Source organism: Gryllotalpicola koreensis, assembly GCF_039538185.1.
GTDB lineage: Bacteria > Actinomycetota > Actinomycetes > Actinomycetales > Microbacteriaceae > Gryllotalpicola > Gryllotalpicola koreensis.
The window spans coordinates 474,871-497,447 of record NZ_BAABBW010000005.1; the positions used below are offsets into that span (position 1 = coordinate 474,871).

At 71.7% G+C, this 22,577-nt stretch carries 18 protein-coding genes and 1 tRNA gene; 10 read left to right on the plus strand and 9 right to left on the minus strand.

Annotation, left to right across the window (positions count from 1 at the left end; translation table 11 throughout):
• Positions 1 to 22: 22 nt before the first annotated feature.
• Positions 23 to 1,906 (minus strand): Na+/H+ antiporter NhaA, encoded by a 1,884-nt coding sequence (locus ABD708_RS16795; protein ID WP_344756572.1) that lies wholly within the window; start codon positions 1,904 to 1,906, stop codon positions 23 to 25.
• A 72-nt stretch (positions 1,907 to 1,978) separates the two neighbouring features.
• Between ABD708_RS16795 and ABD708_RS16800 the strand changes: the two genes are divergently transcribed.
• Together ABD708_RS16800 and ABD708_RS16805 are read left to right on the plus strand one after the other, a co-directional pair.
• Entirely contained in the window at positions 1,979 to 3,037 is a 1,059-nt protein-coding gene (locus ABD708_RS16800) for a Dyp-type peroxidase (RefSeq protein ID WP_344756575.1), read from the plus strand.
• Positions 3,034 to 3,831, plus strand: coding sequence for a family 1 encapsulin nanocompartment shell protein (locus ABD708_RS16805; RefSeq protein WP_344756577.1), 798 nt, complete (start codon positions 3,034 to 3,036; stop codon positions 3,829 to 3,831). The genes ABD708_RS16800 and ABD708_RS16805 overlap by 4 nt, the downstream gene beginning before the upstream one ends.
• Before the next feature lie 17 nt (positions 3,832 to 3,848).
• Here ABD708_RS16805 and ABD708_RS16810 read toward each other — a convergent pair.
• Positions 3,849 to 3,920, minus strand: a tRNA-Gln gene (locus tag ABD708_RS16810).
• 43 nt (positions 3,921 to 3,963) lie between these two features.
• Between ABD708_RS16810 and ABD708_RS16815 the strand changes: the two genes are divergently transcribed.
• Positions 3,964 to 4,473 carry a MarR family winged helix-turn-helix transcriptional regulator gene (locus tag ABD708_RS16815; protein ID WP_344756579.1) on the plus strand — a complete coding sequence of 170 codons (510 nt, stop codon included), beginning with the start codon at positions 3,964 to 3,966 and terminating at the stop codon, positions 4,471 to 4,473.
• Positions 4,474 to 4,587: 114 nt separating this feature from the next.
• Here the strand turns inward: ABD708_RS16815 and ABD708_RS16820 are convergent, their stop codons facing one another.
• A complete protein-coding gene (locus ABD708_RS16820; RefSeq protein WP_344756583.1) occupies positions 4,588 to 5,658 on the minus strand; it encodes a 3-deoxy-7-phosphoheptulonate synthase in 1,071 nt (356 codons plus the stop codon).
• Between the two features lie 221 nt (positions 5,659 to 5,879).
• Between ABD708_RS16820 and ABD708_RS16825 the strand changes: the two genes are divergently transcribed.
• From ABD708_RS16825 to ABD708_RS16835, 3 genes are read left to right on the plus strand one after another with little or no spacing between them, the layout of a single operon-like run.
• Positions 5,880 to 6,728, plus strand: coding sequence for a class I SAM-dependent methyltransferase (locus ABD708_RS16825; protein ID WP_344756587.1), 849 nt, complete (start codon positions 5,880 to 5,882; stop codon positions 6,726 to 6,728).
• A 22-nt stretch (positions 6,729 to 6,750) separates the two neighbouring features.
• Entirely contained in the window at positions 6,751 to 8,136 is a 1,386-nt protein-coding gene (locus ABD708_RS16830; protein WP_344756589.1) for an MFS transporter, read from the plus strand.
• On the plus strand, positions 8,133 to 8,876 hold the full coding sequence (locus ABD708_RS16835) for a GNAT family N-acetyltransferase (protein WP_344756591.1): 744 nt from the start codon (positions 8,133 to 8,135) through the stop codon (positions 8,874 to 8,876). The genes ABD708_RS16830 and ABD708_RS16835 overlap by 4 nt, the downstream gene beginning before the upstream one ends.
• Positions 8,877 to 8,950: 74 nt before the next feature.
• Here ABD708_RS16835 and ABD708_RS16840 read toward each other — a convergent pair whose 3' ends face one another.
• The gene (locus ABD708_RS16840; protein WP_344756593.1) at positions 8,951 to 10,783 is read right to left on the minus strand and encodes an ABC-F family ATP-binding cassette domain-containing protein; all 1,833 of its coding nucleotides are present in this window, start codon (positions 10,781 to 10,783) and stop codon (positions 8,951 to 8,953) included.
• Positions 10,784 to 10,935: 152 nt separating this feature from the next.
• On the opposite strand from ABD708_RS16840, the gene ABD708_RS16845 reads away from it, so the two are divergent.
• Positions 10,936 to 13,848: a LuxR C-terminal-related transcriptional regulator gene (locus ABD708_RS16845; protein ID WP_344756595.1), complete on the plus strand. Its 2,913-nt coding sequence runs from the start codon at positions 10,936 to 10,938 to the stop codon at positions 13,846 to 13,848.
• A 170-nt stretch (positions 13,849 to 14,018) separates the two neighbouring features.
• On the opposite strand, the gene ABD708_RS16850 is transcribed toward ABD708_RS16845, so the two are convergent.
• The 4 genes from ABD708_RS16850 to metG are packed head-to-tail and all read right to left on the minus strand — an operon-like array spanning position 14,019 to position 18,252.
• Positions 14,019 to 14,954 (minus strand): 4-(cytidine 5'-diphospho)-2-C-methyl-D-erythritol kinase, encoded by a 936-nt coding sequence (locus ABD708_RS16850; RefSeq protein ID WP_344756597.1) that lies wholly within the window; start codon positions 14,952 to 14,954, stop codon positions 14,019 to 14,021.
• The gene (gene rsmA, locus ABD708_RS16855; protein ID WP_344756599.1) at positions 14,951 to 15,793 is read right to left on the minus strand and encodes a 16S rRNA (adenine(1518)-N(6)/adenine(1519)-N(6))-dimethyltransferase RsmA; all 843 of its coding nucleotides are present in this window, start codon (positions 15,791 to 15,793) and stop codon (positions 14,951 to 14,953) included. The genes ABD708_RS16850 and rsmA overlap by 4 nt, the downstream gene beginning before the upstream one ends.
• Positions 15,790 to 16,674, minus strand: a complete 885-nt coding sequence (locus ABD708_RS16860; RefSeq protein WP_344756601.1) for a TatD family hydrolase — start codon at positions 16,672 to 16,674, stop codon at positions 15,790 to 15,792. The genes rsmA and ABD708_RS16860 overlap by 4 nt, the downstream gene beginning before the upstream one ends.
• Positions 16,675 to 16,677: 3 nt before the next feature.
• Positions 16,678 to 18,252: a methionine--tRNA ligase gene (metG, locus tag ABD708_RS16865; protein ID WP_344756603.1), complete on the minus strand. Its 1,575-nt coding sequence runs from the start codon at positions 18,250 to 18,252 to the stop codon at positions 16,678 to 16,680.
• A gap of 133 nt (positions 18,253 to 18,385) precedes the next feature.
• Between metG and ABD708_RS16870 the strand changes: the two genes are divergently transcribed.
• Entirely contained in the window at positions 18,386 to 18,829 is a 444-nt protein-coding gene (locus ABD708_RS16870) for a DUF4190 domain-containing protein (protein WP_344756605.1), read from the plus strand.
• Between the two features lie 11 nt (positions 18,830 to 18,840).
• Here ABD708_RS16870 and rsmI read toward each other — a convergent pair whose 3' ends face one another.
• A complete protein-coding gene (gene rsmI / locus ABD708_RS16875; protein ID WP_344756607.1) occupies positions 18,841 to 19,656 on the minus strand; it encodes a 16S rRNA (cytidine(1402)-2'-O)-methyltransferase in 816 nt (271 codons plus the stop codon).
• Positions 19,657 to 19,773: 117 nt separating this feature from the next.
• Between rsmI and ABD708_RS16880 the strand changes: the two genes are divergently transcribed.
• Both ABD708_RS16880 and ABD708_RS16885 read left to right on the plus strand, forming a co-directional pair.
• Positions 19,774 to 21,450, plus strand: coding sequence for a dolichyl-phosphate-mannose--protein mannosyltransferase (locus ABD708_RS16880; RefSeq protein WP_425553315.1), 1,677 nt, complete (start codon positions 19,774 to 19,776; stop codon positions 21,448 to 21,450).
• Between the two features lie 147 nt (positions 21,451 to 21,597).
• Positions 21,598 to 22,554, plus strand: a complete 957-nt coding sequence (locus ABD708_RS16885; RefSeq protein WP_344756611.1) for a nucleoside hydrolase — start codon at positions 21,598 to 21,600, stop codon at positions 22,552 to 22,554.
• Positions 22,555 to 22,577: the final 23 nt, after the last annotated feature.

Below are 22,577 nucleotides of genomic sequence, written 5' to 3' on the forward strand. Positions count from 1 at the left end.
CGGGGGCACGCCTGTCATCAGCTCATCGCCGCCGCGGCCCGCCGGTCGCCGTCGCGCGCACCTGGTCGCGGGCGAGCCGCACGGCCTCCTTCAGGCTGGCGGCGTCGTACGCGCCGTAGTGCCGCTGCCCGTTGATGAAGAAGGTGGGTGTGCCGGATGCCCCGCTGAGGTCGGCGCTCGCGATGTCGTCCTCGACCCGGGCGCGATGCACGTGCCGCTGCAGCTCGTCCTCCGCGAGCTCGGCGGCCACCCCGAGCCGCTCGAGGCTGCCGATCAGCTCGGCCTGGGCAAGCCGCCCCTGGTCGGCGAGCATGAGGTCGTGCAGCTCCCAGAAGCGGCCGGCGCGCCCCGCGATCTCGGATGCCTCTGCGGCGAGCGCCGCATGCGGGTGCACCTCGCTGAGCGGCAGGTGCCGCCACACGAACCGCACGTCCTCTGCGGCGACCAGCTCGCGCACCGAATGCTCGGCTCGGCCGCAGTGCGGGCATTCGAAGTCGCCGTACTCGACGACGGTGACCACCGCCGAGGCCGAGCCGCGGATGTGATCGCGCGCGGCGTCGACCGGCGGCACCAGGTCGACGCCGTCCTGCGCGTCGCCGAGCAGCGCGCGCACGCGGCGCTGCTCGGGCAGCCGTGCGGTGCCCTGCACGACGAGCCACGTCAGCCCGGTCGAGATCGCCGACCCGGCGAGCAGCGCGATCTTCGCCTCGCCGAGCACCGGCCCCGTGAACGCCAGCGTCGCGACGAGCACGGCGACGGTGAACCCCACGCCTGCGATCGTGCCGCTGCCGGCCACCGCGTTCCAGCCGACCGGCGGCCTGAGCCTGCCGCCCGACAGCCGCGCGAGCAGCGCCGTCGAGCCGATCACCGCGACCGGCTTGCCGACCACGTAGGCGACGACGATGCCGATCACGATCGGCGAGGCCAACGCCGCGCGCGCGAAGGAGCCGTCGATGCGCACGCCGGCGTTGGCGAGCGCGAACAGTGGGACGATCACGAAGCTCGTCCAGGGGTGCAGACGCGTCTGGAGGCGCTCGTTCGGCGAGGTCGTGCCGACGAGCGTCGTCGCCGCGAGCTGCGCGAGCCGCGAGGTCGGCTGCTCGCGGAAGCTGCGGAAGATGCCGCTCGCGTGCTCGAGCTGCTCCCGACCGGGGGTGTACGCGGGCGCGACGAGCCCGATGGCGAGCCCCACGACGATCGGGTCGATGCCGGAGGCCCGCACGAACGCCCAGCTGGCGACGCCCACGACGAGGAGCAGCGCGCCCGGCGTCCGTGTCCATCGCATCAAACCCGCGAAGAGCGCGAAGCAGACGATGCCGGCGACCAGAGGCAGCACGCGCACGTCGCTGCTGTAGACGACCGCGATGACGACGAGTGCGACCAGGTCATCGACGATGAAGACCGTCACGAGGAAGGTGCGCACCTGCTCGGGCAGCCGCCTGCTGACCGCCGCGAGCAGCCCGAGCGCGAGCGCCGTGTCGGTCGACATCGCTGCGCCCCAGCCGTGCGCGCCGCCCGAGTGCAGATTGAAGGCGAGGAAGATCAGGATCGGCAGCACCATGCCCGCGAGCCCCGCCGTGAACGGGACGATCAGCTGCCGCCGCTCGCGCAGGGTGCCGAGGTCGAACTCGCGGCGAGCCTCGAGCCCGACCACGAGGAAGAAGAGGGGCATGAGGCCCTGCGTCACCCACTCGCGCAGGCTGAGCTCGACGTCCAGGGAGCCGAGACGGATGCCGAGCTCAGTGCCCCACGCATCGTCGTAGCTGCCCGGCGCGGCGTTGATCCACACGAGCGCCGCGGCGATGGCGCCGATGAGCACGATCGAGCTCGCGGCCTCGGTCTCGGCGAAGCGGCTGAGCTGCATCGCGAGGCTGCGGGTCCACACGGTGCGATCGGGCGACGTCACACCGTTCATCGTCGCAGACAGGCGACCATCGGGCTCTTCGCAGTCGGGGCTCGCGCCGCTAGCCTCAGAACCATGGCCGACGGCGATCGCATCCCGCTGGACGCGCAGAGCGTCGCCGCCCCGTTGTCGCGCTTCGCGGTATTCCTCGTGGTGACGGTCGGGGCTTCTGATGCCGCGCTCGAGCAGGCGCGCGGGGTTGTCGCCGGGGTCGACGATTTGATCAAGACCGTCGGCTTCCGCGACCTGTCGGCGCACCTGTCGTGCGTGGTCGGCATCGGGTCGGAGCTGTGGGATCGGCTGAGCCCAGGCGCGAGACCCGCCGAGCTGCGTCCGTTCCCGATGGTCTCGGGCGCGCGGCACACGGCGCCGTCGACGCCGGGCGACGTGCTCTTCCACATTCGCGCCGACCGCGTCGATCTCGTCTTCGAGTTCGAGCGGCTGCTGCTCGACGCGCTGCGCGGTGCCGCGACGGTCGCGAGTGAGACGCAGGGCTTCCGCTATTTCGACGCGCGCGATGTGCTCGGCTTCGTCGACGGCACCGCGAATCCGGTGGGCGCCGAGCTCGCGGAATCCGTTCTCATCGGGTCTGAGGACCCCGATTTCGCGGGCGGCAGCTACGTCGTCGTCCAGAAGTACCTGCACGACCTCGACACCTGGGGCCGGCTCTCGACCGAAGAGCAGGAGTCGATCATCGGCCGCACCAAGCTCGACAACGTCGAGCTCGACGACGCGCCCGGCCCGCAGTTCGCGCACAAGACGCTCTCGACGATCGACGACGGGGCGGGCGGCGAGCTCGACATCCTGCGCGACAACATGCCATTCGGACGGCCCGGCCATGGCGAGTTCGGCACCTTCTTCATCGGCTATTCGCGGCGGCTGTGGGTGATCGAGCGGATGCTGGAGCGCATGTTCATCGGCGAGCCCACGGGCTTCCACGACCGCATCCTCGACGTGTCGACCGCGCTCACGGGCACGACGTTCTTCGTGCCGTCGCGGCCGGTGCTCGTGGGGCTGGGCGAGTCTGAGGAGCAGACGGATGCTTCGCCGGCATCCGTCTCTCACCCGTCTCCCCCTGCTGACCCCGACGAATCGCTCGGCATCGGATCTCTTCGAATAGGACGGACATCATGACCGGTCATCTGCTGCGCAGGCACGCTCCGATCGCCGACGAGGTGTGGGAGCTGCTCGACAACGAGGCGAAGGAGCGGCTCACCGTCGCGCTCGGCGCGCGCAAGTTCGTCGACGTGGCCGGGCCACTCGGCTGGCAGCACTCGGCGACGAATCTCGGGCGCGTCGGGCCGAGCGTTGCGCTCGGAGAAGGCGTCGTCGGCCGCAGCCGCCGCGTGCTGCCACTGACCGAGCTGAGGGCCGACTTCACGCTGCCGCTTGCGGAGTTGACGGATGCCACACGCGGCGCCGCCGACGTCGACCTAAGCGCCCTCGACCTCGCCGCCCACCAGATCGCGAGCGCCGAGAACGCGGCGGTGTTCCACGGCTTCGAGGAGGCGGGGATCGTGGGGATCATCCCGTCGTCGCCGCACGAGCCGCTGGTGCACGAGCCCGGCGCGACCGGCTTCGAGGCGGTCGCGGCGCGGGCCGTCGCCACACTGAAGTCGGCCGGCATCGGCGGCCCGTACGCGCTCGCGCTGTGTCCCTCTGACTGGACGGCCGTCATCGAGGCGACCGACCGCGGCTACCCGCTGCTGCGCCACCTCGGCGAGGTGCTCGACGGGCCGATCGAGTGGATCCCGGGCATCCGCGAAAGTGTGGTGCTCTCAACCCGCGGCGGCGACTGGCTGCTCGAGCTCGGCGAGGACCTGTCGCTCGGGTACGCGGCCCACACCGGCGAGTCGGTCGGGCTGTACCTCGAGGAGACCCTGAGCTTCCGGGTGGCGACGCCCGAGGCGGCGGTCGTCATTCACTGAGGGCCCGTCGTTGTGCGCTCCGCGGCCTGGATTCGAACCAGGACTTAACGGCTCCAAAGGCCGTCGTGCTGCCGTTACACCACCGCGGATCGCCTACAAGTCTTGCAGAACGCGCGCCGCTAGGCTGACCGCATGCCGGCACCCCAGGACGAAGTCGACCGCATCGTCGACGCCTGGCTGCGCGAGCGCCCCGACCTGGACTTCACGCCGCTGCAGGTGCTCTCGCGCGTCGACCGCCTCTCACGGCACCTCGAGGCGGCGCGCAAGCAGGCGTTCAGCCGCTCGAGCCTGCAGTCGTGGGAGTTCGACGTGCTCGCGGCGCTGCGCCGAGCCGGCGCGCCGTATCAGCTCTCCCCCAAAACGCTTCTCCAGCAGACGCTGGTGTCCTCGGGGACGATGACCAATCGCATCGATCGGCTCGTCGAGCGCGGCTTCGTGCAGCGCTCTTCCGACCCGGCCGATGGGCGCGGGGTGCTGGTGCGGATGACGCGCTCGGGCCTGACCCACGTCGACGCGGCGATCACCCGGCTGGTGGATGCCGAGGCCGGCATCCTCACCAATCTCGGCGCCGCCGATCGCAGTCGGCTCTCGACGTTGCTGCGCAAGCTGACGGTCGACTTCGACGAGCCGACGCAGCCCTAACGGAAGGGATTCGGTCGCCTCGTCGGCGTGTTGAGCGCGACACGCCGGAAGCCGCGCGGAATCCCTTCCGCTGGAATCCGGCGCGCGCCCGGCGAGGGCCGGTGCGCCGTGGACTCAGACGTCCACGGGCTCGAGGCGCGCCGCACGACGCGCCGCCGCGGCGAGGTCCTCGAGCAGGGCGGCGGTGTCGTCCCAGCCGATGCACGCGTCGGTGATCGACTTGCCGTAGACGAGGCCGGCGAGTCCGGCATCCGTCAGCTTCTGCGCGCCCGGCTCGATGAAGCTCTCGATCATGACGCCTGCGATCGGTTCGCCGTCGGCGATCTGGGCGGCGAGCTCGTGCGCGACCTCGAGCTGGCGGATGTGGCTCTTGCCGCTGTTCGCGTGGCTCGCGTCGACGATGATGCGCGGCGATAGCCCCGCCCGGGCGAGCAGCCGCGCCGAGTGGATCACGTTGTGGGTGCCGTAGTTCGGCCCGAAGCGCCCGCCCCGCAGGATGATGTGGCCCGCGTTGTTGCCGCGCGTCGTGACCACGGCGGCCCGGCCGTCGTCATCGATGCCGAAGGTGGTGTGCTGCTGGGCGGCGACGGTGACGCCGTCAATCGCGACCTGCACGTCGCCGTCGGTGGCGTTCTTGAAGCCGATCGGCATGCCGAGGCCCGAGGCCATCTGGCGGTGGATCTGACTCTCGGTGGTGCGGGCGCCGATCGCGCCCCAGCTGACCAGATCCGAGATGTACGAGGGGCTGACCGGCTCGAGGAACTCGGTGCCGGTCGGCAGGCCGAGCTCGACGATGTCGAGCAGCAGCTTGCGCGCGACCCGCAGACCCGTCGCGATGTCGTGCGTGCCGTTGAGGTGCGGGTCGTTGATGAGGCCCTTCCACCCGCCGGTCGAACGCGGTTTCTCGAAGTAGACCCGCATCACGATGAGCACGTCCTCGCGCAGCTTCTCGGCGATCGGCGCGAGCCGGCGGGCGTAGTCGAGGGCGGCCTCAGGGTCGTGCACGCTGCAGGGGCCGACGACGACGAGCAGGCGGTCGTCCTGCTCCTGCATGATCGCGTCGATCTCGGCGCGATGGCCTGCGATGCGCGCGGCCGCTTCGGCGCTGATCGGCAACTCGGCCTTGAGCTGGTTGGGGGTGGGCAGAGCCTCGAAGGTCGCTGCCGAGTCGATGTCGTGAGACATTCCGATTCCTCTCTCCCTTCCCGGCGGAAGGCCCACAGCCCGACGCCTAGAAAGACGAATGGCAGAGATCGAAATCTCTGCCGGGCTGAAGGTGGGGTTCTGGTCGTGTCAGAGAGCCGGCACCTCAGCCGGAGCCTCATACACATACCAGAAACGGTTCATGCCGCTGAGGTTATCACGGGTGGCGCGCCAGGGCTTTGCGGCGTGTCCCCTGGCGGCGAGTGTGCGTCGTGACCACTATGGGGGCCATGCCCTCTGACGTCCGCGGCGAATGGAACCGCGACGCCGCCTACCACCCTTGGATCCGGCGCATCGCGGCCGAGCACGCCGGCGATGTGCTCGATGTCGGCTGCGGCGATGGCCTGCTGGCCCTGCGGCTTGCCGAGGTCTCGCGCTCCGTCGTCGGCATCGACAAGGACCCGGTCGCGATCGCCCAGGCGCACAAGCGGCTGGGCCTGGTGCCGAACACGGATGCCGCGGTGTCCGAGTTCGGCACGGAGTGGGGCCTCATTCCCGAGAGCTACGACGTCATCACGATGGTGTCGGTGCTGCATGAGCTGCCGCTGATCCCCGCGCTCGAGCGGGTGGTCGAGTTGCTCAAGCCGGGCGGCACCCTGATCGTCGTGGGGCAGACCGCGCCGACGACGCTGCTGGACCGCGGCGTGCAGTGGATCTCAGCGCCGTACTCCCGCGCGCTCGAGCTCTTCTATACATGGCGCGGCATGTATCGCCCCGAGTTCGCCTCGGCGCAGCCGGTCGCCCCCTCTTACTCCTTTGCGGATGTGACGGATGCCGCAGCCGAGCTGCTCCCCGGCGCCGAGCTGCACCGCGGCCTGCTCGGCAGGTACCGGCTGCAGTGGGCCAAGCCCGTGGCGGTGGCGGGACCCAAGGCCGAGTCAGAGGCGAGGGCGGGCGAAGCGCCGGAGGAGCGCTCGAGCGAGGCATCCGCCGATGCCGAAGACGCCCGCGTGCTGGCGCGCGACGATGTCGACGAGCTGTCGCACATGTTCGACCAGACCCGCGAGCTGCCGACCATCGAGCCGCCCGGCGACGTGCGCCGCAGCGCCTGAGCTGTCGCGTAGCCTCGGATGAGTGAGTGACGCATCGGCTGCACAGCTGCCATCGGCGACGTTGCGGGCGGTGTTCTCCGGGCCGCGCGGCCGGCTGCTGACTGCGCTGCTCATCGGCGAGTTCGGCGCCGCGGTGCAGGGCATCGCCTATTCGACCGTGCTGCCGCTCGCGGCGACCGAGCTGCACGGCGCGGCGCTCTACGGCGCGACGCTCGCCGCCGCCACGCTGTCGTCGATCTTCGTGCTCGCGCTCGGCCCCGGGCTCATGGTGCGACTCGGCTTCTCGAACGCCATCGGCGCCGCGACCGTGCTGTTCGCGCTCGGCGCCGCACTGTCGGCGCTCGCCCCCGCGATGGTCTGGATCCTCGTCGGGAACGTGATCAGGGGCCTCAGCATGGGCGTCATCGCCGGGCTCGGCTATGCGGCGCTCGGCTCGCTCTATGAGGACGCGCTGCGCCCGCGGGTGTTCGGGCTGTTCGCGTTCATGTGGCTCGTGCCGTCGCTGGTCGGGCCGCTGATCAACGCCGCGGTCGCGTCGGCCGCCGGCTGGCGATGGGCGATGGCATGGCCGGCCGTCCTCGTGATCGGGGGACGGCTGCTGATGTGGCGCTCGGCCGCGATCATCCCGAAGCAGGAGGGCGGCGCGCGCGTCAGCCCGCTGATCGGCTTCGGCGTCGTGGCCGCTCTGGCGCTCGCCACGTGGACGTCCTCGGGCGGCGGGCTGCTCGCCTGGGCCGGCTATCTCATCGGACTGTGCGCCGCGATCGTGCTCTCGCTGGTCCTCATCGTGCACGCCTCGGTGGGCTCGCGGCGGCGCGTGGCCGCGCTCACGGCCTTCTTCGGCTCGTGCGTCGTCTACTTCGCCGCGGAATCCGTGATGCCGCTCTCGGTGGTGACGGGGCTCGGCGGCACCGTGCTCGCGGGCGGCATCGTCGTCGGCGCGGCGGGTGTGGCGTGGTCGCTGCTCGGCCTCGTGCCCGTCGGCAGCGCCCCGCGTGCCTTCGGCCGGGCGCCGATCGGCGCCGTGCTCATCGGCCTCGGCCTGGTCGGACTCGCGCTCGCCGTGCTGTCGGGGTCGACGCGCGTCGGCGTGCCTGCTGCGATCGTCGCCGGCACCGTGGTCGGCATCGGCATGGGCATGGCCTACACGGTGCAGTCCGCGGCGAACTTCAACGACCTGGAGCCGACGCAGGTCTCCGCCGTGGCGACGGCCGCCGCGTTCGCCGAGACCGGCTCCATCACCGTCGGCTCGCTGCTGACCGGCGGCAGCTATTCGCTGGCGACGAGCTCGGGGGCGGCTGCGGCGCCGACCCTGACGATCGGATTCCTGATACTCGCCGCCCTCACGGCACCCGTCGTCTGGCTGACCGTCGTCTCGCTGCGCCGGCGCGCGGGAGTGCTCTCATGACCGACTTCGCCGCACTGGCCGATGCGGCGTGGCCTCCGCTTGAGCGCGCCGAGCTCGGTGGGTGGCGGCTGCGCTTCGCCGGCGGGGTGACCAAGCGGGCGAACTCGGCGTGGGCGGGCGGCGCGGATGATCTCGACGGGCTCGATCCGGCGGCCTCACTCGAAGCGCTCGCCGCCGTCGAGCACGCGTATCGCGAGCGCGGGCTGCCGCCGCTGTTCCAGCTGTCGGGCGCAGACGGCGATGCGCGGGCACAGCTGATCGGGCGCGGCTACCGTGCGATCGACGAGACGCTCGTGCTCGCGGCATCCGTCTCTCCGTCACCGCCCGTGAGCGGGGTCGAGATCGCCGACGCGCCGAGCGACGAGTGGATCGCCGTGTGGTGGGCGGTCGATGGGCGCGGCGGCACGGCCGAGCTCGCCATCGCGCGCCGCATCCTGACCGGCGTGCCCGCCCTTTATGCCGGTCTGCGCAGGGACGGCGTGCTGGTCTCGGTCGCGCGTCTCGCCCTCGTCGGCTCGTGGGGCGGGCTGTACTGCGTCGCGACGCTGCCTAAGTGCCGCCGCCGGGGCTTCGGCGAGCGCGTGGTGGCGGCAGTGCTCGCGGCCGGTGCGGAGCGCGGCGTGACGGATGCCTGGCTGCAGGTACTCGCCCGCAACGCCGGCGCGATCGCGCTCTACGAGCGCTTCGGCTTCGCCGAGGTCGACCGGTACAGCTACCTCTGGGTGGAGATCTGTAGCTGATGCCGCGCCGAGACGGTCCGTAATGGCGGAATTCTGCCGGAGAGGCCCGTTTCAGCGCGTCTCGGCGCGCCCGGTCAGCCCTCGAGCTGCTCCGAGAGTTCGAGCCAGCGGGTCTCGAGGTCGGCGAGCTGGGTTTCGAGCGACCGCAGGGCCTCCGTGAGCTCGCCTAGGCCCACGTAATCCGCCTGGTCGTGCGCGGCGAGCCGGTCGTGCGCCGCCGCGATGTCGCTCTGCAGGCGGGTGATGCGGCGGTCGATGGAGGCGACCTCCTTCTGGGCGTTGCGCCGGTCCGCGCCGCTGAGGGCGGACGCCTCGGGGACCGGCCGGTCGGAAGCCGAGGCCGCGGCAACCGCGGCCGTGGCCGAAGCGGCAGCGGGTGCGGCATCCGTTGCCTGTTGTGCGCGTCGCAGCCGCAGGTACTCGTCCACCCCACCGGGCAGATGCCGCAGGCGCTGGTCGAGGATCGCGAACTGCTGGTCGGTGACGCGCTCGAGCAGGTAGCGGTCGTGCGAGACCACGATCAGCGTGCCCGGCCACGAGTCGAGCAGGTCCTCGATGGCGGCGAGCATGTCGGTGTCGAGGTCGTTGGTCGGCTCGTCGAGGATCAGCACATTGGGCTCGTCGAGCAGGATGAGCAGCAGCTGCAGGCGGCGCTTCTGCCCACCAGAGAGATCCTTCACGGGCGTCGACAGCTGCGCGGACGAGAAGCCGAGGCGCTCGAGCAGCTGGCCGGGCGTGAGCTCCTGCGCCTTCGAGCCCGAACCGATCGTGTACGAGGCGCGCAGCCGGCCGATCACCGTGCGCACCGGCTCGTCGAGCACCTCGTCGAGCTCGTCGAGGCGCTGCGTCAGCGTCGCGACTTTCACCGTCGCGCCCCGCTTCACGCGGCCCGAGTCCGGCGCGACCGTGCCCGCGATGAGCCCCAGCAGCGTCGACTTGCCCGCGCCATTGACGCCGAGCACCCCGGTGCGCTCCCCCGGCGCGATGCGCCAGGTCACATCGCGCAGGATCGGCCGGTCGAACGCCACCGACACGTCGATGAGGTCGACGACGTCCTTGCCGAGGCGCGAGACAGCGAGCCGCTGCAGCGAGACGGCGTCGCGGATCTCGGGTACGTCCTCGATCAGCTGGTTCGCCGCGTCGATGCGGAACTTCGGCTTCGAGGTGCGGGCGGGCGCGCCGCGGCGCAGCCAGGCGAGCTCTTTGCGAGCCAGATTGCGGCGCCGCGACTCGGCGGCCGCCGCCATCCGGTCGCGCTCGACCCGCTGCAGGATATAGGCCGCGTAGCCGCCTTCGAACGGCTCGACGATGCGGTCGTGCACCTCCCACGTGGCGTTGCAGACCTCGTCGAGGAACCAGCGGTCGTGGGTGACGACCACGAGCGCGCCGGCCCCGGCGGCCCAGCGCGTCTTGAGATGCCCGGCGAGCCACGCGATGCCCTCGACGTCGAGGTGGTTGGTGGGCTCGTCGAGGAAGACGACATCCCACTCGCCGACGAGCAGCGCGGCGAGCGCCACGCGGCGGCGCTGACCGCCCGAGAGGGTCGAGATCGCGGCATCCCACCCGATGTCCGCGACCAGCCCGGCGAGGACGTCCCTGGTCCTGGCATCCCCGGCCCACTCGTGATGCGCGGCGTCGCCGACGATCGCCTCGGCCACCGTCAGAGAGGGGTCGAGAGTGTCGGCCTGGTCGAGCACGCCGACGCGCAGCCCGCGGCGGCGGGTCACTCGCCCGGCATCCGGCTGCATGAGGCCTGCGAGCAGCCGCAGCAGCGTCGACTTCCCGTCGCCGTTGCGGCCGACGATGCCGACGCGGTCGCCGTCCTGCAGCCCGAGGGTGACGGAATCGAAGACCACGCGGGTCGGGAATTCGACGTGCAGCGACTCGGCGCCGAGGAGGTGGGCCATTCTGTCCAGTCTACGGACGGCTTCGTGTACCTCTGAATTGGGGGGCAGACCGCCGGGTACCTAGACGAGCAGACTGTGGCATCCTGTGTTTCCAGCGTGTATCCGCGGCCCGAGATGCGGCGCACGCACGCCACTTCAGCCTGGGGGAAGGCATGAGCGCATACCCGACGCCCCGCGCGGTCGCCACGGCGGCCACGTACGAGCGTCTGCGCTCCGCGATCGCCCGGGTCGCCGCGCTCACCCTCGAGCCGCGCGCCCGGGTCGGATCGGTGCTCGTCTACGGGCCGCCCGGGCACCAGCCCGCGACTCTGCTGCGCGACTGCGTGCGCTTCCTCGAGGACTGGACGCTCGTCGCCGGGGTCGCCGATGAGCGCGAGCGGATGTCGGACTGGGCGTTCCTCGAGTCGCTGGGCTCCACTCTCGCCCACTTCGGTGCGCAGCTCACGACGCCGCTCTCGGCACCGGGGGTCCCCGACGACCCGACGGTCGTCGGCCGCGGCCTGGCGCGCGCACTCGCCGGCATCGAGGCGCCGATCTGCCTCATCGTCGAGAACATGCACTTCGTCGACGAGAAGTCGGCCGATGCCGTGCGCTTCGCCATGCGCCGTCACGGGCGACAGCCGCAGCTGCTGCTCATGTCGACCGAGTCGCTCGCGAGCCCGAATGAGCTGACGCTGCTCTCGCTCGCCCAGCAGCGGCCCGAGAACAACGTCATCGTGCGCGTGCCCGCGCTCTCAGCCGCCGACGTGCAGGAGCTCGCCGTGGAGCGGGCAGGCCGGCCGCTCGCGGGCCGGGTGGCGCGGCACTTCGTCGAGGACACCGAGGGGAATCCGACACTGATCGCGGGCCTGTTCGAGGCCTACAGCGGGGACCTGCGGCGTGCCCTGCACCCGGCGGCGGTCGACCTCGACCGCGGCCGCATCGTGCCGCTCCTCCCCCACCAGCAGCGCGCGCTCGGCGAGGCGCCGCTCGGGGTGCGCACGGCGGCCGAGATCGTCGCGGTGCTGCGCGAGCCCACGGCGATCGCCGCGGTGAACCGGGTCGCCGCCTGGCTCGGCATCACCGACAGTTTCGGCGCGTTCGACCTCGACGGCGCGGAGCGCGCGGGCCTCGTGCGCTTCATCGCGGACGCCGCCGTGCCGACCGTCGCACCGCCCACGCGCGTGGCCGGGGACGCTATCGCGGCGGGCATCACGATCGACCGCCGACGCGAGATCCACCGCGCGGCTGCCGATGTGCTGACGGGCGTCACGGTGCTGCGCCACCGCATCGGCGCGATGGACGTCGAGGACGTCACTCTGGTCGCCGACCTGATCGAGGGCGCCCTGACCCGTGCCGCCGTCGGCGACGCCGAGCGCGCCATGTCACTCGCCCTCTCGGCTGTGCAGCTGGCGGCCCCGGGCGCAGAGTATGAGCGCGCCCTGCTCTCCGCCGGCACACTCGCCCTGCGCCTGCACGAGCACCAGCGCGTCTTCGGTCTCAAGGGCGAGGTGGCCGCACTGCCCGAGTCGCAACTGCGCGACGCGATCCTCGCCGACCTCGAGGTGCTCACCGGCAACCGCGACGCCGGCATCGAGCGCGCCCTCGCGGTCATCGCGGCGCCGGACGACTCGCCCACCGGCCGCGCCCTGCGCGCGCACGCCGCCGCGATGATCCCGCTGTACGACGCGGTCAACGAGCACCACGAGCTCGTCGGCAGCCACGTCGCTGCCGCGCGCCGCATCCTCGCCTCCGCCCCCGTCCGCGCGGCCGACGTCGCCCCCGAGCTGCGCTGGCTCGTGCGCCCCGGCGAGAACGAGCTCTGGCTCACCTCATGGGAGCTCGTCGCCGCCGCCCGCCTGCGCGAGCCCGAGCGGCTCGCCGACCGCATGGCACGGCTCGACCTGCTGCTGCGCTCGACCCCCGACTCGCCTGCTGCCGTCGATGCGATCGTGTACCGGGCGCGCACCCTGCTCTATGCGGGCAGGGTGACGGATGCCGCGAATCTGCTGCACCGCGCCATCAGAGTCGCCGGCGGCTACCCCAACGCCTGGATGCGGCACACCGCGCTCACGATGTACGCGCACGTGCTCTTTCTCACCGGCGACTGGCAGCAGGCGCTCATCACGGGTCGGAAGGCGCTCGACAGCGCCTTCGACGACCCCTATCGCGCGACGCTGCCCACCGCCTACGCGATCTCCGGCCTCGTGCCGGCCGCTCGTGGCGACGCCGCCGAGGTGCAGCGCGTCGAGCGGCTGATCGGGCTGCTGCCGCCCACCGGCGGCGGCGCGGTGCCCTACGACCCCGACCTGGCCGATCTGATGCGCGCCGAGCTCGGCGCCGCCCTCGGCGACCCTCTGGCGCAGCTGCGGGCGACAGAGGCCGCGCGCGTCGCCACTCGCCGCGGCAGCGCCTGGAGCTGGCTGCCGCTGCACGTCGACGCCCTGCTCGCGCTCGGCCGCACCGCCGAGGCTCTCAGCATCGCGAACGAGGCGCTCTCCGGTCAGACGCCGTGGAGCCGCTCGCCCCACGCGGCGAGCCGGCTGCGCGCCCGCATCGCCCTCGCCACGCGCGAGCTCGAGCAGGCGAAGGCGCTCTACGCCGGCGTCGTGAAGAGCCAGACCGGGGCAAGCCAGCCCTTCCTGCTCGCCCGCGACCGCGTCGACTACGCGTCGGTGCTGCAGGCCTCAGGCGACGCCGATGGCGCACTCGAGCAGCTCGAGCTCGCGGCTGCGACCTTCCGGCGGCTGAAGGCGGGCACCTATCTGATGCGCACGCTCGAGCGCATCGAGGCGCTCGCAGACGAGCGCCCGGCCGTGCCGCCTCCGCCGGTTCGGCCCGCGCTGGACCAGCCCGCGAACGCCGCCGTGCTCGCCGAGCTCACCGCGCGCGAGCGCGAGGTGGCCCTCGCGGTCGCGAGCGGCCTCACGAACCGCGAGGTGGCCGAGCAGCTGTACATCTCCGTGACGACGGTGAACTTTCACGTGCGCAACATCCTCGCGAAGCTCGGCCTGCGATCACGCCGCGAGCTGCGTGTGGTCCTTCACCGGAAACCACGGGACGGCGACGGGACTGTCAGGTCTTGACGGTTTGCCCGGCGGGCGGCGAGCACGGGCTTCCCGCGCCCATAGCCTGGTCAGGCCAGGCGGGGGACCAGTGCTCTAGGCGAGCCCACACCCCCTAACTCCCCCCAACCCCGTGGAACGACCCGACGACCCGAAGGGTTCCCCGCCGGCTTACATGTCGCGCGGCCGGCTCACACGGCACGGGCGCCGTGCACCGGCCCGGTGACACGCAGCGCGTGCAGGCCCGAGGCCGAGAGGGCGATCTGCAGATCGAGCGCACCGTCGCCGTCCTCCGCGAGGAACGCGACCGTGGGGCCCGAGCCCGAGACCAGCCCGGCGAGCGCCCCGGCCCGCTCCCCCGTCTCGAGCACTCCGGCCAGCTCGGGCGCGAGGTGGATCGCCGCCGCCTGCAGGTCGTTCGCCAGCACCTCGGCGAGCTGCCGCGCGTCGCCGGCGCGCAGTGCCTGCAGCACGGCGGGGTCGACCGTCGGCGCGAGCCGCGGGGCGAGCTCGGCGCGGTGGCGCTCGCGGTGCCGGTCGAGCTCGCCGTACACGGCCGGGGTCGACAGCTGCGCCTCAGGCAGTGCCAGCACCCAGTGGAAGGTGCCGTGCGCAAGCGCGGGCGAGAGCTCCTCGCCACGGCCGGTGCCGATCGCCGTGCCGCCGGCGAGCGCGAAGGGCACGTCGGCACCGAGCAGGGCGGCCAGCTCGTGCAGCTCCTCGCGCGGAACGCCGGTGCCCCAGAGCGCGTCGCAGGCGACGAGCGCCGCCGCGGCATCCGCCGACCCTCCGCCCATGCCGCCCGCGATCGGGACATGCTTCTCGATCTCGAGCCGCACGCCGCCCGCGTAGGCGGTGTGCGTCGCGAGCAGCCGCGCCGCGCGCAGGGCGAGATTCGTCTCGTCGGTCGGCAGTCCGGAGCAGTCGATCGGACCGCGGAAGGCGACCGTGAACTCGGCGGACTCGCTCGCGTACACCTCCTCATAGAGGCTCACCGCCTGATACGTCGTCGCGACCTCGTGATAGCCGTCGGCCATCACCTCGCCGACGCCGAGATAGACGTTGATCTTGCCGGGCGCGCGCACATGCACGCGCGTGTCGCGCCCCGTCTCCACCGCCTCGGTCATGACGCTTCCCGCGCGATCGCGACGAAGGCGGCGAGGTCGAGCTCCTCGCCGCGCGCGGTCGGCGCCGCACCCGCCGATTCGAGGGCGGCGGACGCCTCGGCCGAACCCCCGAAGACGCCCGAGAGCGACTGGCGCAGCATCTTCCGCCGCTGCTGGAAGGCGGCGTCGACCACCGTGAACACCCGCCGCCGCAGCTCCTCGGAACCCGGCGCCTCGCCCTTCTCGAACGCCACGAGGATGGAGTCGACGTTCGGCACCGGCCAGAACACCTGCCGGCTGACACCTCCCGCGGTGCGGAAGCGCCCGTACCACGCGGCCTTCACGCTCGGAGCGCCGTAGACCTTCGAGCCGGGCCGGGCGGCGATGCGCTCGCCGACCTCGGCCTGCACCATCACGACGCCCGAGCGCAGCGAGGGCACCGTCTCGAGCAGGTGCAGCAGCACGGGCACCGAGACGTTGTAAGGCAGATTCGCGACGAGCCGGGTCGGATCGCCGGGCAGCGCGTCGACGGTGAGCGCGTCCTGGTGGACGACGGTCAGGCGGGCCGCCGCCTCGGCCCCGAGCTGCGTCTCGACCGTCACCGGCAGCTGCGCGGCGAGCCGTCCGTCGATCTCGATGGCGACGACGGATGCCCCGGCCTCGAGCAGCCCGAGCGTCAACGAGCCGAGCCCGGGCCCGACCTCGACGACCGTGTCGCCCGGCTGCACCTCGCCGACGCGCACGATGCGCCGCACCGTGTTCGCGTCGTGCACGAAGTTCTGGCCGAGCTTCTTGGTCGGCGTCACATCGAGCAGCTCGGCGAGGTCGCGCACCTCGGCCGGCCCCAGCAGGCCCGTCACGACTCCCCCACGAGCGACTCGAGCTCGGAATCCCACGAGCCGTACACGTCGACAGTGTTCGCCGCGAGTTGTGCCGCGAGCTCGTCGACGGGCATCCCCAGGGTCTCGGCCATGAACCGCACGGTGTGCGGCACGAGGTACGGCGCGTTGGGACGTCCGCGGTACGGCGTGGGCGTCAGGTACGGGGCATCCGTCTCGACCGTGATCAGGGTGCGCGGCACGACGGCGAGCGCCTCTCGCAGCGCGGGCGCGTTCTTGAAGGTGACCGTTCCGGCGAACGACAGGTACCAGCCGTGCTCGGCGGCGAGCCGGGCGAGCGCGGCATCGCCCGAGAAGCAGTGGAACACCGTCCGCTCGGGCGCGCCGACGCGCAGCAGAGTCTCTACCACCTCGGCGTGCGCGTCGCGGTCGTGGATCTGCAGCGCGAGGCCGTGGCGCTTCGCGATGTCGAGGTGCGCCTCGAAGCTGCGGAACTGCGCGGCCCGCCCCGACTCGTCGGTGCGGAAGAAGTCCAGCCCGGTCTCGCCGATCGCCCGCACGCGCGGCCGGGCGGCGAGGGACGCGATCGTCTCGAGCGCATCGTCGAGCCGGCCGGATGCCGCGAGCTCAGGCGCCTCGTTGGGGTGCAGGGCGACCGCGGCAAGCATCCGCCTGTCCCTCAGCGCATGCTCCGCGCTCCAGATCGACGTCTCGACGTCGACCCCCACCTGCACGACCCCGCGCACCCCGACCGCGGCCGCACGGTCGAGCTGCTCGCGCCAGCCGAGCTGCTCGAGCCCGGGCTCGTCGCGGTGGATCGCCGGGTCGAGGTGCGTGTGGTCGTCGTACACCGGCACGGCGAGCGCATCGGGCAGCGGCGGGTAGGAGCGATCGGATGCCACGCGCTACGCGGCCTCGATGCGGGGGAACAGCGGCTCGAGTTCGCCGACGGCCGTGCCGGGCTTCAGCTGCCCCCACTCGCCCGCGGAACGCAGCGGCTGGGCCGAGAGCTCGCCGAGCGAGTCCTCGACGCCGAGCGCCGCCCACAGCTTGGGCGCCGCCTTCGTGAGCACGGGCGAGAGCAGCACGGCGAGGGCGCGCAGTCCCTCGGTCGCGGTGTACAGCACGGTGGCCAGACGGTCGCGCCGGGCCTGGTCCTTCGCGAGCGCCCACGGCTCCTGCTCGGTGATGTAGCCGTTCAGGGCGTCGACGATCTTCCACACCGCGGCGAGCGCGTCATGGATCGCGAAGCGCTCGATCGCGGCATCCGCCTCGAGCACCGCGGCGCTCACCGTGGTCTGGATCGCCAGCTCGGCCGCCTCGTCGACGACCGGCTGCGGCACGACGCCGTCGAAGTAGCGCTTCACCATCGCGAGCACGCGCGAGGCGAGGTTGCCGAAGCCGTTGGCGAGCTCGGCCTGGTAGCGGGCCGCGAGGTCCTCCCACGAGAACGAGCCGTCCTGCCCGAAGGAGATCGCGCGCATGAAGTAGTAGCGGAAGGCGTCCGACCCGAAGGTGTCCGTGATCTCGTTCGGCGCGATGCCCGTCAGCTTCGACTTCGACATCTTCTCGCCGCCGACGAGCAGCCAGCCGTGGCCGAAGACGCCCGCGGGCACCGGCAGGCCGGCCGCCATCAGCATGGCCGGCCAGATGACGGCGTGGAAGCGCAGGATGTCCTTGCCGACGATGTGCTGGGCGGGCCAGCGGCGGGTGAACTCGGCGTCGTCCTCGCCGTAGCCGATCGCCGTGGCGTAGTTGAGCAGCGCGTCGACCCACACGTAGAGCACGTGCGACGGGTCCCACGGGATCGGGATGCCCCAGTCGAACGACGACCGCGAGATCGAAAGGTCGTTGAGCCCCTGCGACACGAAGGCGACGACCTCGTTGCGGGCGCTCTCGGGCTGCACGAACTCGGGCCGCTCCTTATAGAGGTCGAGCAGCTGCTGCTGGAACGCGCTCATGCGGAAGAAGTAGTTCTTCTCCTGCATGAGCTCGAGCGGCCGGCCGTGGATCGCGCACACCTTCTGCCCCGCGTACTGCCCGGTGCCCTCGACGATCTCGGATTGCGGCTTGAACTCCTCGCAGCCGACGCAGTAGAGCCCCTCGAACTCGGCCTCGTAGATGTGGCCGGCCTCGTGCAGCTTCTCGATGAACAGCTTCACACGGCGCTCGTGGCGCTCGTCCGTCGTGCGGATGAAGTCGTCGTTCGCGATATCGATCGTCTCGAGCAGGGGCTTCCAGGCCGTCTCGACGAGCCGGTCGGTCCATTCCTTGGGGCTCGCGCCGTTCGCGGTCGCCGTGCGCAGGATCTTCTGCCCGTGCTCGTCCGTGCCCGTCAGCAGCCAGGTGTCGTCGCCCGACTGGCGGTGCCAGCGCGTCAGAACATCGGCCGCGACCTCGGTGTACGCGTGCCCGATGTGCGGCACATCGTTGACATAGAAGATGGGGGTGGTGAGGTAGAACGGGCGGCCCTCTGGCATGTTTTTAATCCTAGAGGCGGATGCCTGAGCGACTGTGCCGGGGCAGGTCAGGTTGCATTTCGCCGGATTTTCCTTATCGGAATCTCGGCAATCGTCATCTTCGCGCCAGGGCGGCCCGGCTTATGGTCTGCGTATGAGCACGCCGAACGAGCCAGAGACCGCCGAGCAGGCATCCGTCGCCGCGCCTGCTGCGCCTGCGCCTGCCGCACCCGCGCCGGCGCCCGCCGCGCAGCCGGTCGTGGACCGCAGCCAGCTGCCGCCCTTCAACATCATGGCGATCATCGCCTTCGTCGGAGCCTTCGTCATCCCCGTGGTCGGCATCGTGTGCGGCCACATCACGCTCGCCGAGTACCGCAAGGGCCTGCCGGAGCGCGGGCGCGAGTACGCGCTCGCCGGCACGATCCTCGGCTACGTGTTCACCGCGATCTGGGTCGTGCTCGCGATCGTGTGGATCGTGTTCGCGTTCACCCACTTCGGCCACGGCTCGGTCGTCACGCCGGGCGGCCAGGGCGGCTTCGGGGGCGGCGGGCCGCGGTTCCGGATCCCGACGCCGGGCGCGACCCCCTACGGCAACTGAGGCGCGTGCGGTCAGCGAGCCCGAAGCGCCGCCTCGTACAGCTCCCGGCGCGACAGCCCCGTCGCGCCCGCGACCTCGGCCGCGGCATCCTTCAGTCTCGTGCCCGCGGCGACCAGCTCGAGAACCCGAGTCACCCCGGAATCGAGCGACACGACCTTCTCGGCCGCGCCCTCGGTGACGATCACGATCTCGCCGCGCACCCCGCCCTCTGCCCACGCGACGAGCTCGGCGGCAGTGCCGCGGCGCACCTCCTCATGCAGCTTGGTCAGCTCGCGTGCGACGACCACGCGGCGACCGGCGCCGAAGTGCGCGGCGATGTCCGCGAGGGACGCCGCGAGCCGGTTCGGCGACTCGAAGAACACCAGCGTGCGGCGCTCGTCGGCGAGGGAGGCGAGCAGCTTGCCGCGCTCCCCCTCCTTCCGCGGCAAGAACCCCTCGAAGGCGAAGCGGTCGGTCGGCAGGCCCGAGACGGCGAGCGCGGTGAGCACGGCGGACGGGCCGGGCAGCGCGGTGACCGTGACCCCGGCGGCGATCGCGGCCTGCACGAGGTGGTAGCCCGGGTCGCTCACGGTCGGCATGCCGGCATCCGACAGCACGAGGACGTCGACGGATGCCGCGAGCGCCACCAGCTCGCCCGAGCGCTCGCGCTCGTTGTGGTCGTGCAGGGCGACGAGGCGGGGCCGATGCTCGACGCCGAGACCCTGCAGCAGCCGCTGCGCGACCCGCGTGTCCTCGGCGGCGACGAGCTCGACGGCGCCCAGCGCGGCGACGAGCCGCCGGGTCGCGTCGCCGAGGTTTCCGATGGGCGTCGCGGCGAGGATGAGCATGAGGCGAATCTAATGCGCGCGTCCGCTGAACGGCGGCGGCCCGGTGGGCCGCCGCGCGGCGCGCCGAGCGGGCTGTGCCCGCAAGGACTCTGAGTGGGCATCGGTGGCCCCGGTACGATGACGCGCGTGACTTCCCATGACCCCGCCGACGAGTTCGACGAGATCGTGGACGCACCCGTCGAACCCGATGAGCCCGAGCCCACGGGCACCCGCCTCGACCGCTGGTGGGCGCGGCGGCTCGCGAGCCCGCTGAACAAGCGCCTGTGGGACTGGGGCGGCCCCATCGCGGTGACGCTGCTCGCCGCCGCGCTGCGCCTGTGGCACCTCGGCATCCCCCACGTGCTGGTCTTCGACGAGACCTACTACGTGAAGGACGCCTGGACCCTCTCGCACCTCGGCTACGAGGGCTCCTGGGTCTCGAACCCCGACAAAGCGTTCAACGCGGGCAACGCCAGCGGCTGGTCGCCGGACCCCGAGTTCGTCGCGCACCCGCCGCTCGGCAAGTGGATCATCGCGCTCGGCGAGCACCTGCTCGGCATCGACAGCTCGGTCGGCTGGCGGCTGTCGAACGCGATCGTGGGCATTCTCGCGGTCGTCCTCATCATCCTGATCGCGAAGAAGCTGTTCCACGGCTCGACGCTGCTCGGCTGCGTCGCCGGGCTCCTCATGGCCGTCGACGGCAGCGCCATCGTCATGAGCCGTGTGGCGCTGCTCGACAACATGGTGATGTTCTTCGCGCTGCTCGGCGTGGGCGCTGTGCTGCTCGATCGCGGCTATCGCGATCGACGGATTCCTCGCCTTAGCGGGCAGCGCCCATTTGAAGCGGCGGGCTCAGCCCGCCGCAAGGCGCCCAAGCGCTTGCCCGGCCCTGTCCTCTGGCGCCCCTGGCTGCTCGCCGCCGGGCTCGCCTTCGGGCTCTGCTCCGGCGTCAAGTGGTCGGGCTTCTACTTCCTCGCCGTGTTCGGCGTCTACGCGGTGCTCTCCGACCTCATCGCCTACCGCAAGGCCGGCTTCCTCGGCGGCGTCGAGGCCGCGGCACAGACCGTCGTGAGCTTCGTCACGATGGTGCCGATCGCGATCGCCGCCTACATCGCGGCGTGGTCGGGGTGGCTGTTCACGGACGGCGGCTGGGACCGGCACTGGGTCGAGCAGAACCCCGCGCAGCACGCCTGGCACGGGCTGCTGTCGTGGGTGCCGTACTGGGCGCAGAACCTGTGGCACTACAACACGGAGCTCTACGGCTATTCGATCAACCTGCACGCGACGCATCCGTACCAGTCCAACCCACTGTGGTGGACGCTCATGCTGCGTCCGACGAGCATGTACTACAACCCGGTCTCGGACGGGCAGAACGGATGCACGGCGGCGCAGTTCGGCTGCGCGCAGGCGATCACCGACCTCGGGAATCCGTTCATCTGGTGGGCGGGCACGCTCGCGCTGCTCGGCCTGATCTACGTGCTGATCCGCTATCGCGACTGGCGCGCCGGCCTGCTGCTGACCGCGGTCGGCGCGGGCTGGCTGCCGTGGGTGATCCTGTACCACGGCCGCACGATCTTCACCTTCTACGCGATCGCGTTCGAGCCGTATCTGATCCTCGGCATCGTCTACTTCGCCGCGAAGGCGCTCGGGAGGGCGACGGATTCCACCTACAGACGCACCCGCGGCATCGTCGGCGTCGCGGCATATCTCCTGATCGTGCTCGCCGCGAGCGCGTTCTTCTGGCCGATCTGGTCGGGGGTGCAGACCTCATACGAGTTCTGGCGTGCCCACATGTGGCTGCGCAGCTGGATCTAGGCAGCCTGCCCACCCAGGCCCACTCCGAGTGAGGCGGGCGCCAACGGAAGGGATCCGGGGCGGTGATCGGCGTGTTCGAGCTCTGACGCGGCGTGTCGGCCCAAATCCCTTCCGCAAGGAGTCGATCGCATGAGACAGCATTGACGGATGCCACGCAAGATCATCCTCGACTGCGACCCCGGCCACGACGACGCCGTGGCCATGCTGCTCGCCCAGGCGCACCCCGCGATCGAACTGCTCGCCGTCACGACGGTGGCCGGCAACCAGAGCCTGCCGAAGGTGACACACAACGCCCTCGGGGTGGCGACACTCCTCGGCGTGACGGCGCCGATCGCGGCAGGGGCAGAGGGCCCGCTCGTGCGGTCGGCGGACTACGCCGCGGACATCCACGGGGACAGCGGGCTCGACGGCGTCGTGCTGCCCGCGGCATCCGTCGCCCTCGATCCGCGGAACGCGGTGGACCTGATCGTCGAGCTGGTGATGTCGCACGAGCCGGGCGAGATCACGCTCGTTCCCACGGGGCCGCTGACCAACATCGCCCTCGCGATCGCGCGCGAGCCCGGCATCGTCGGCCGCGTGCGCGAGGTCGTGCTGATGGGCGGCGCCGCGCACACCGGCAATCTGACACCTGTCGCGGAGTTCAACATCGCCTTCGACCCCGAAGCCGCCGACGCGGTGTTCTCGGCGGGCTGGCCCGTCGTGATGGCGGGTCTCGACGTGACGCACCAGGCGCTCGCGCTGCCCGCGGTCGCCGAGCGCATTGCGGCGGTCGGCGGTTCGAAGTCCGTGTTCATGGTCGACCTGATCGCGGAGTACGGGCGCCGCTACTCCGACGTGCAGGGCTTCGATGCGCCACCGGTGCACGACCCCGTCGCGGTCGCGATCGTCATCGACGAGGAACTGGGCGGCGGCCACGTCGACCTCGTGCGGGCGCCGATCGCGGTCGAGACCGGGGGCAGGCACACGACAGGCATGACGGTCGTCGATCTGCGGCCCTGGGTCGCCGCCGGCAGCGACACGCCCACGTCGGTCGCCCTCGGCCTCGACGCGGCCTGGTTCTGGGACCTGGTCGTCGACGCCGTCGCGGCATCCCCCGCTCCCTAGACCCCGCTCTCTAAACTGGGCAA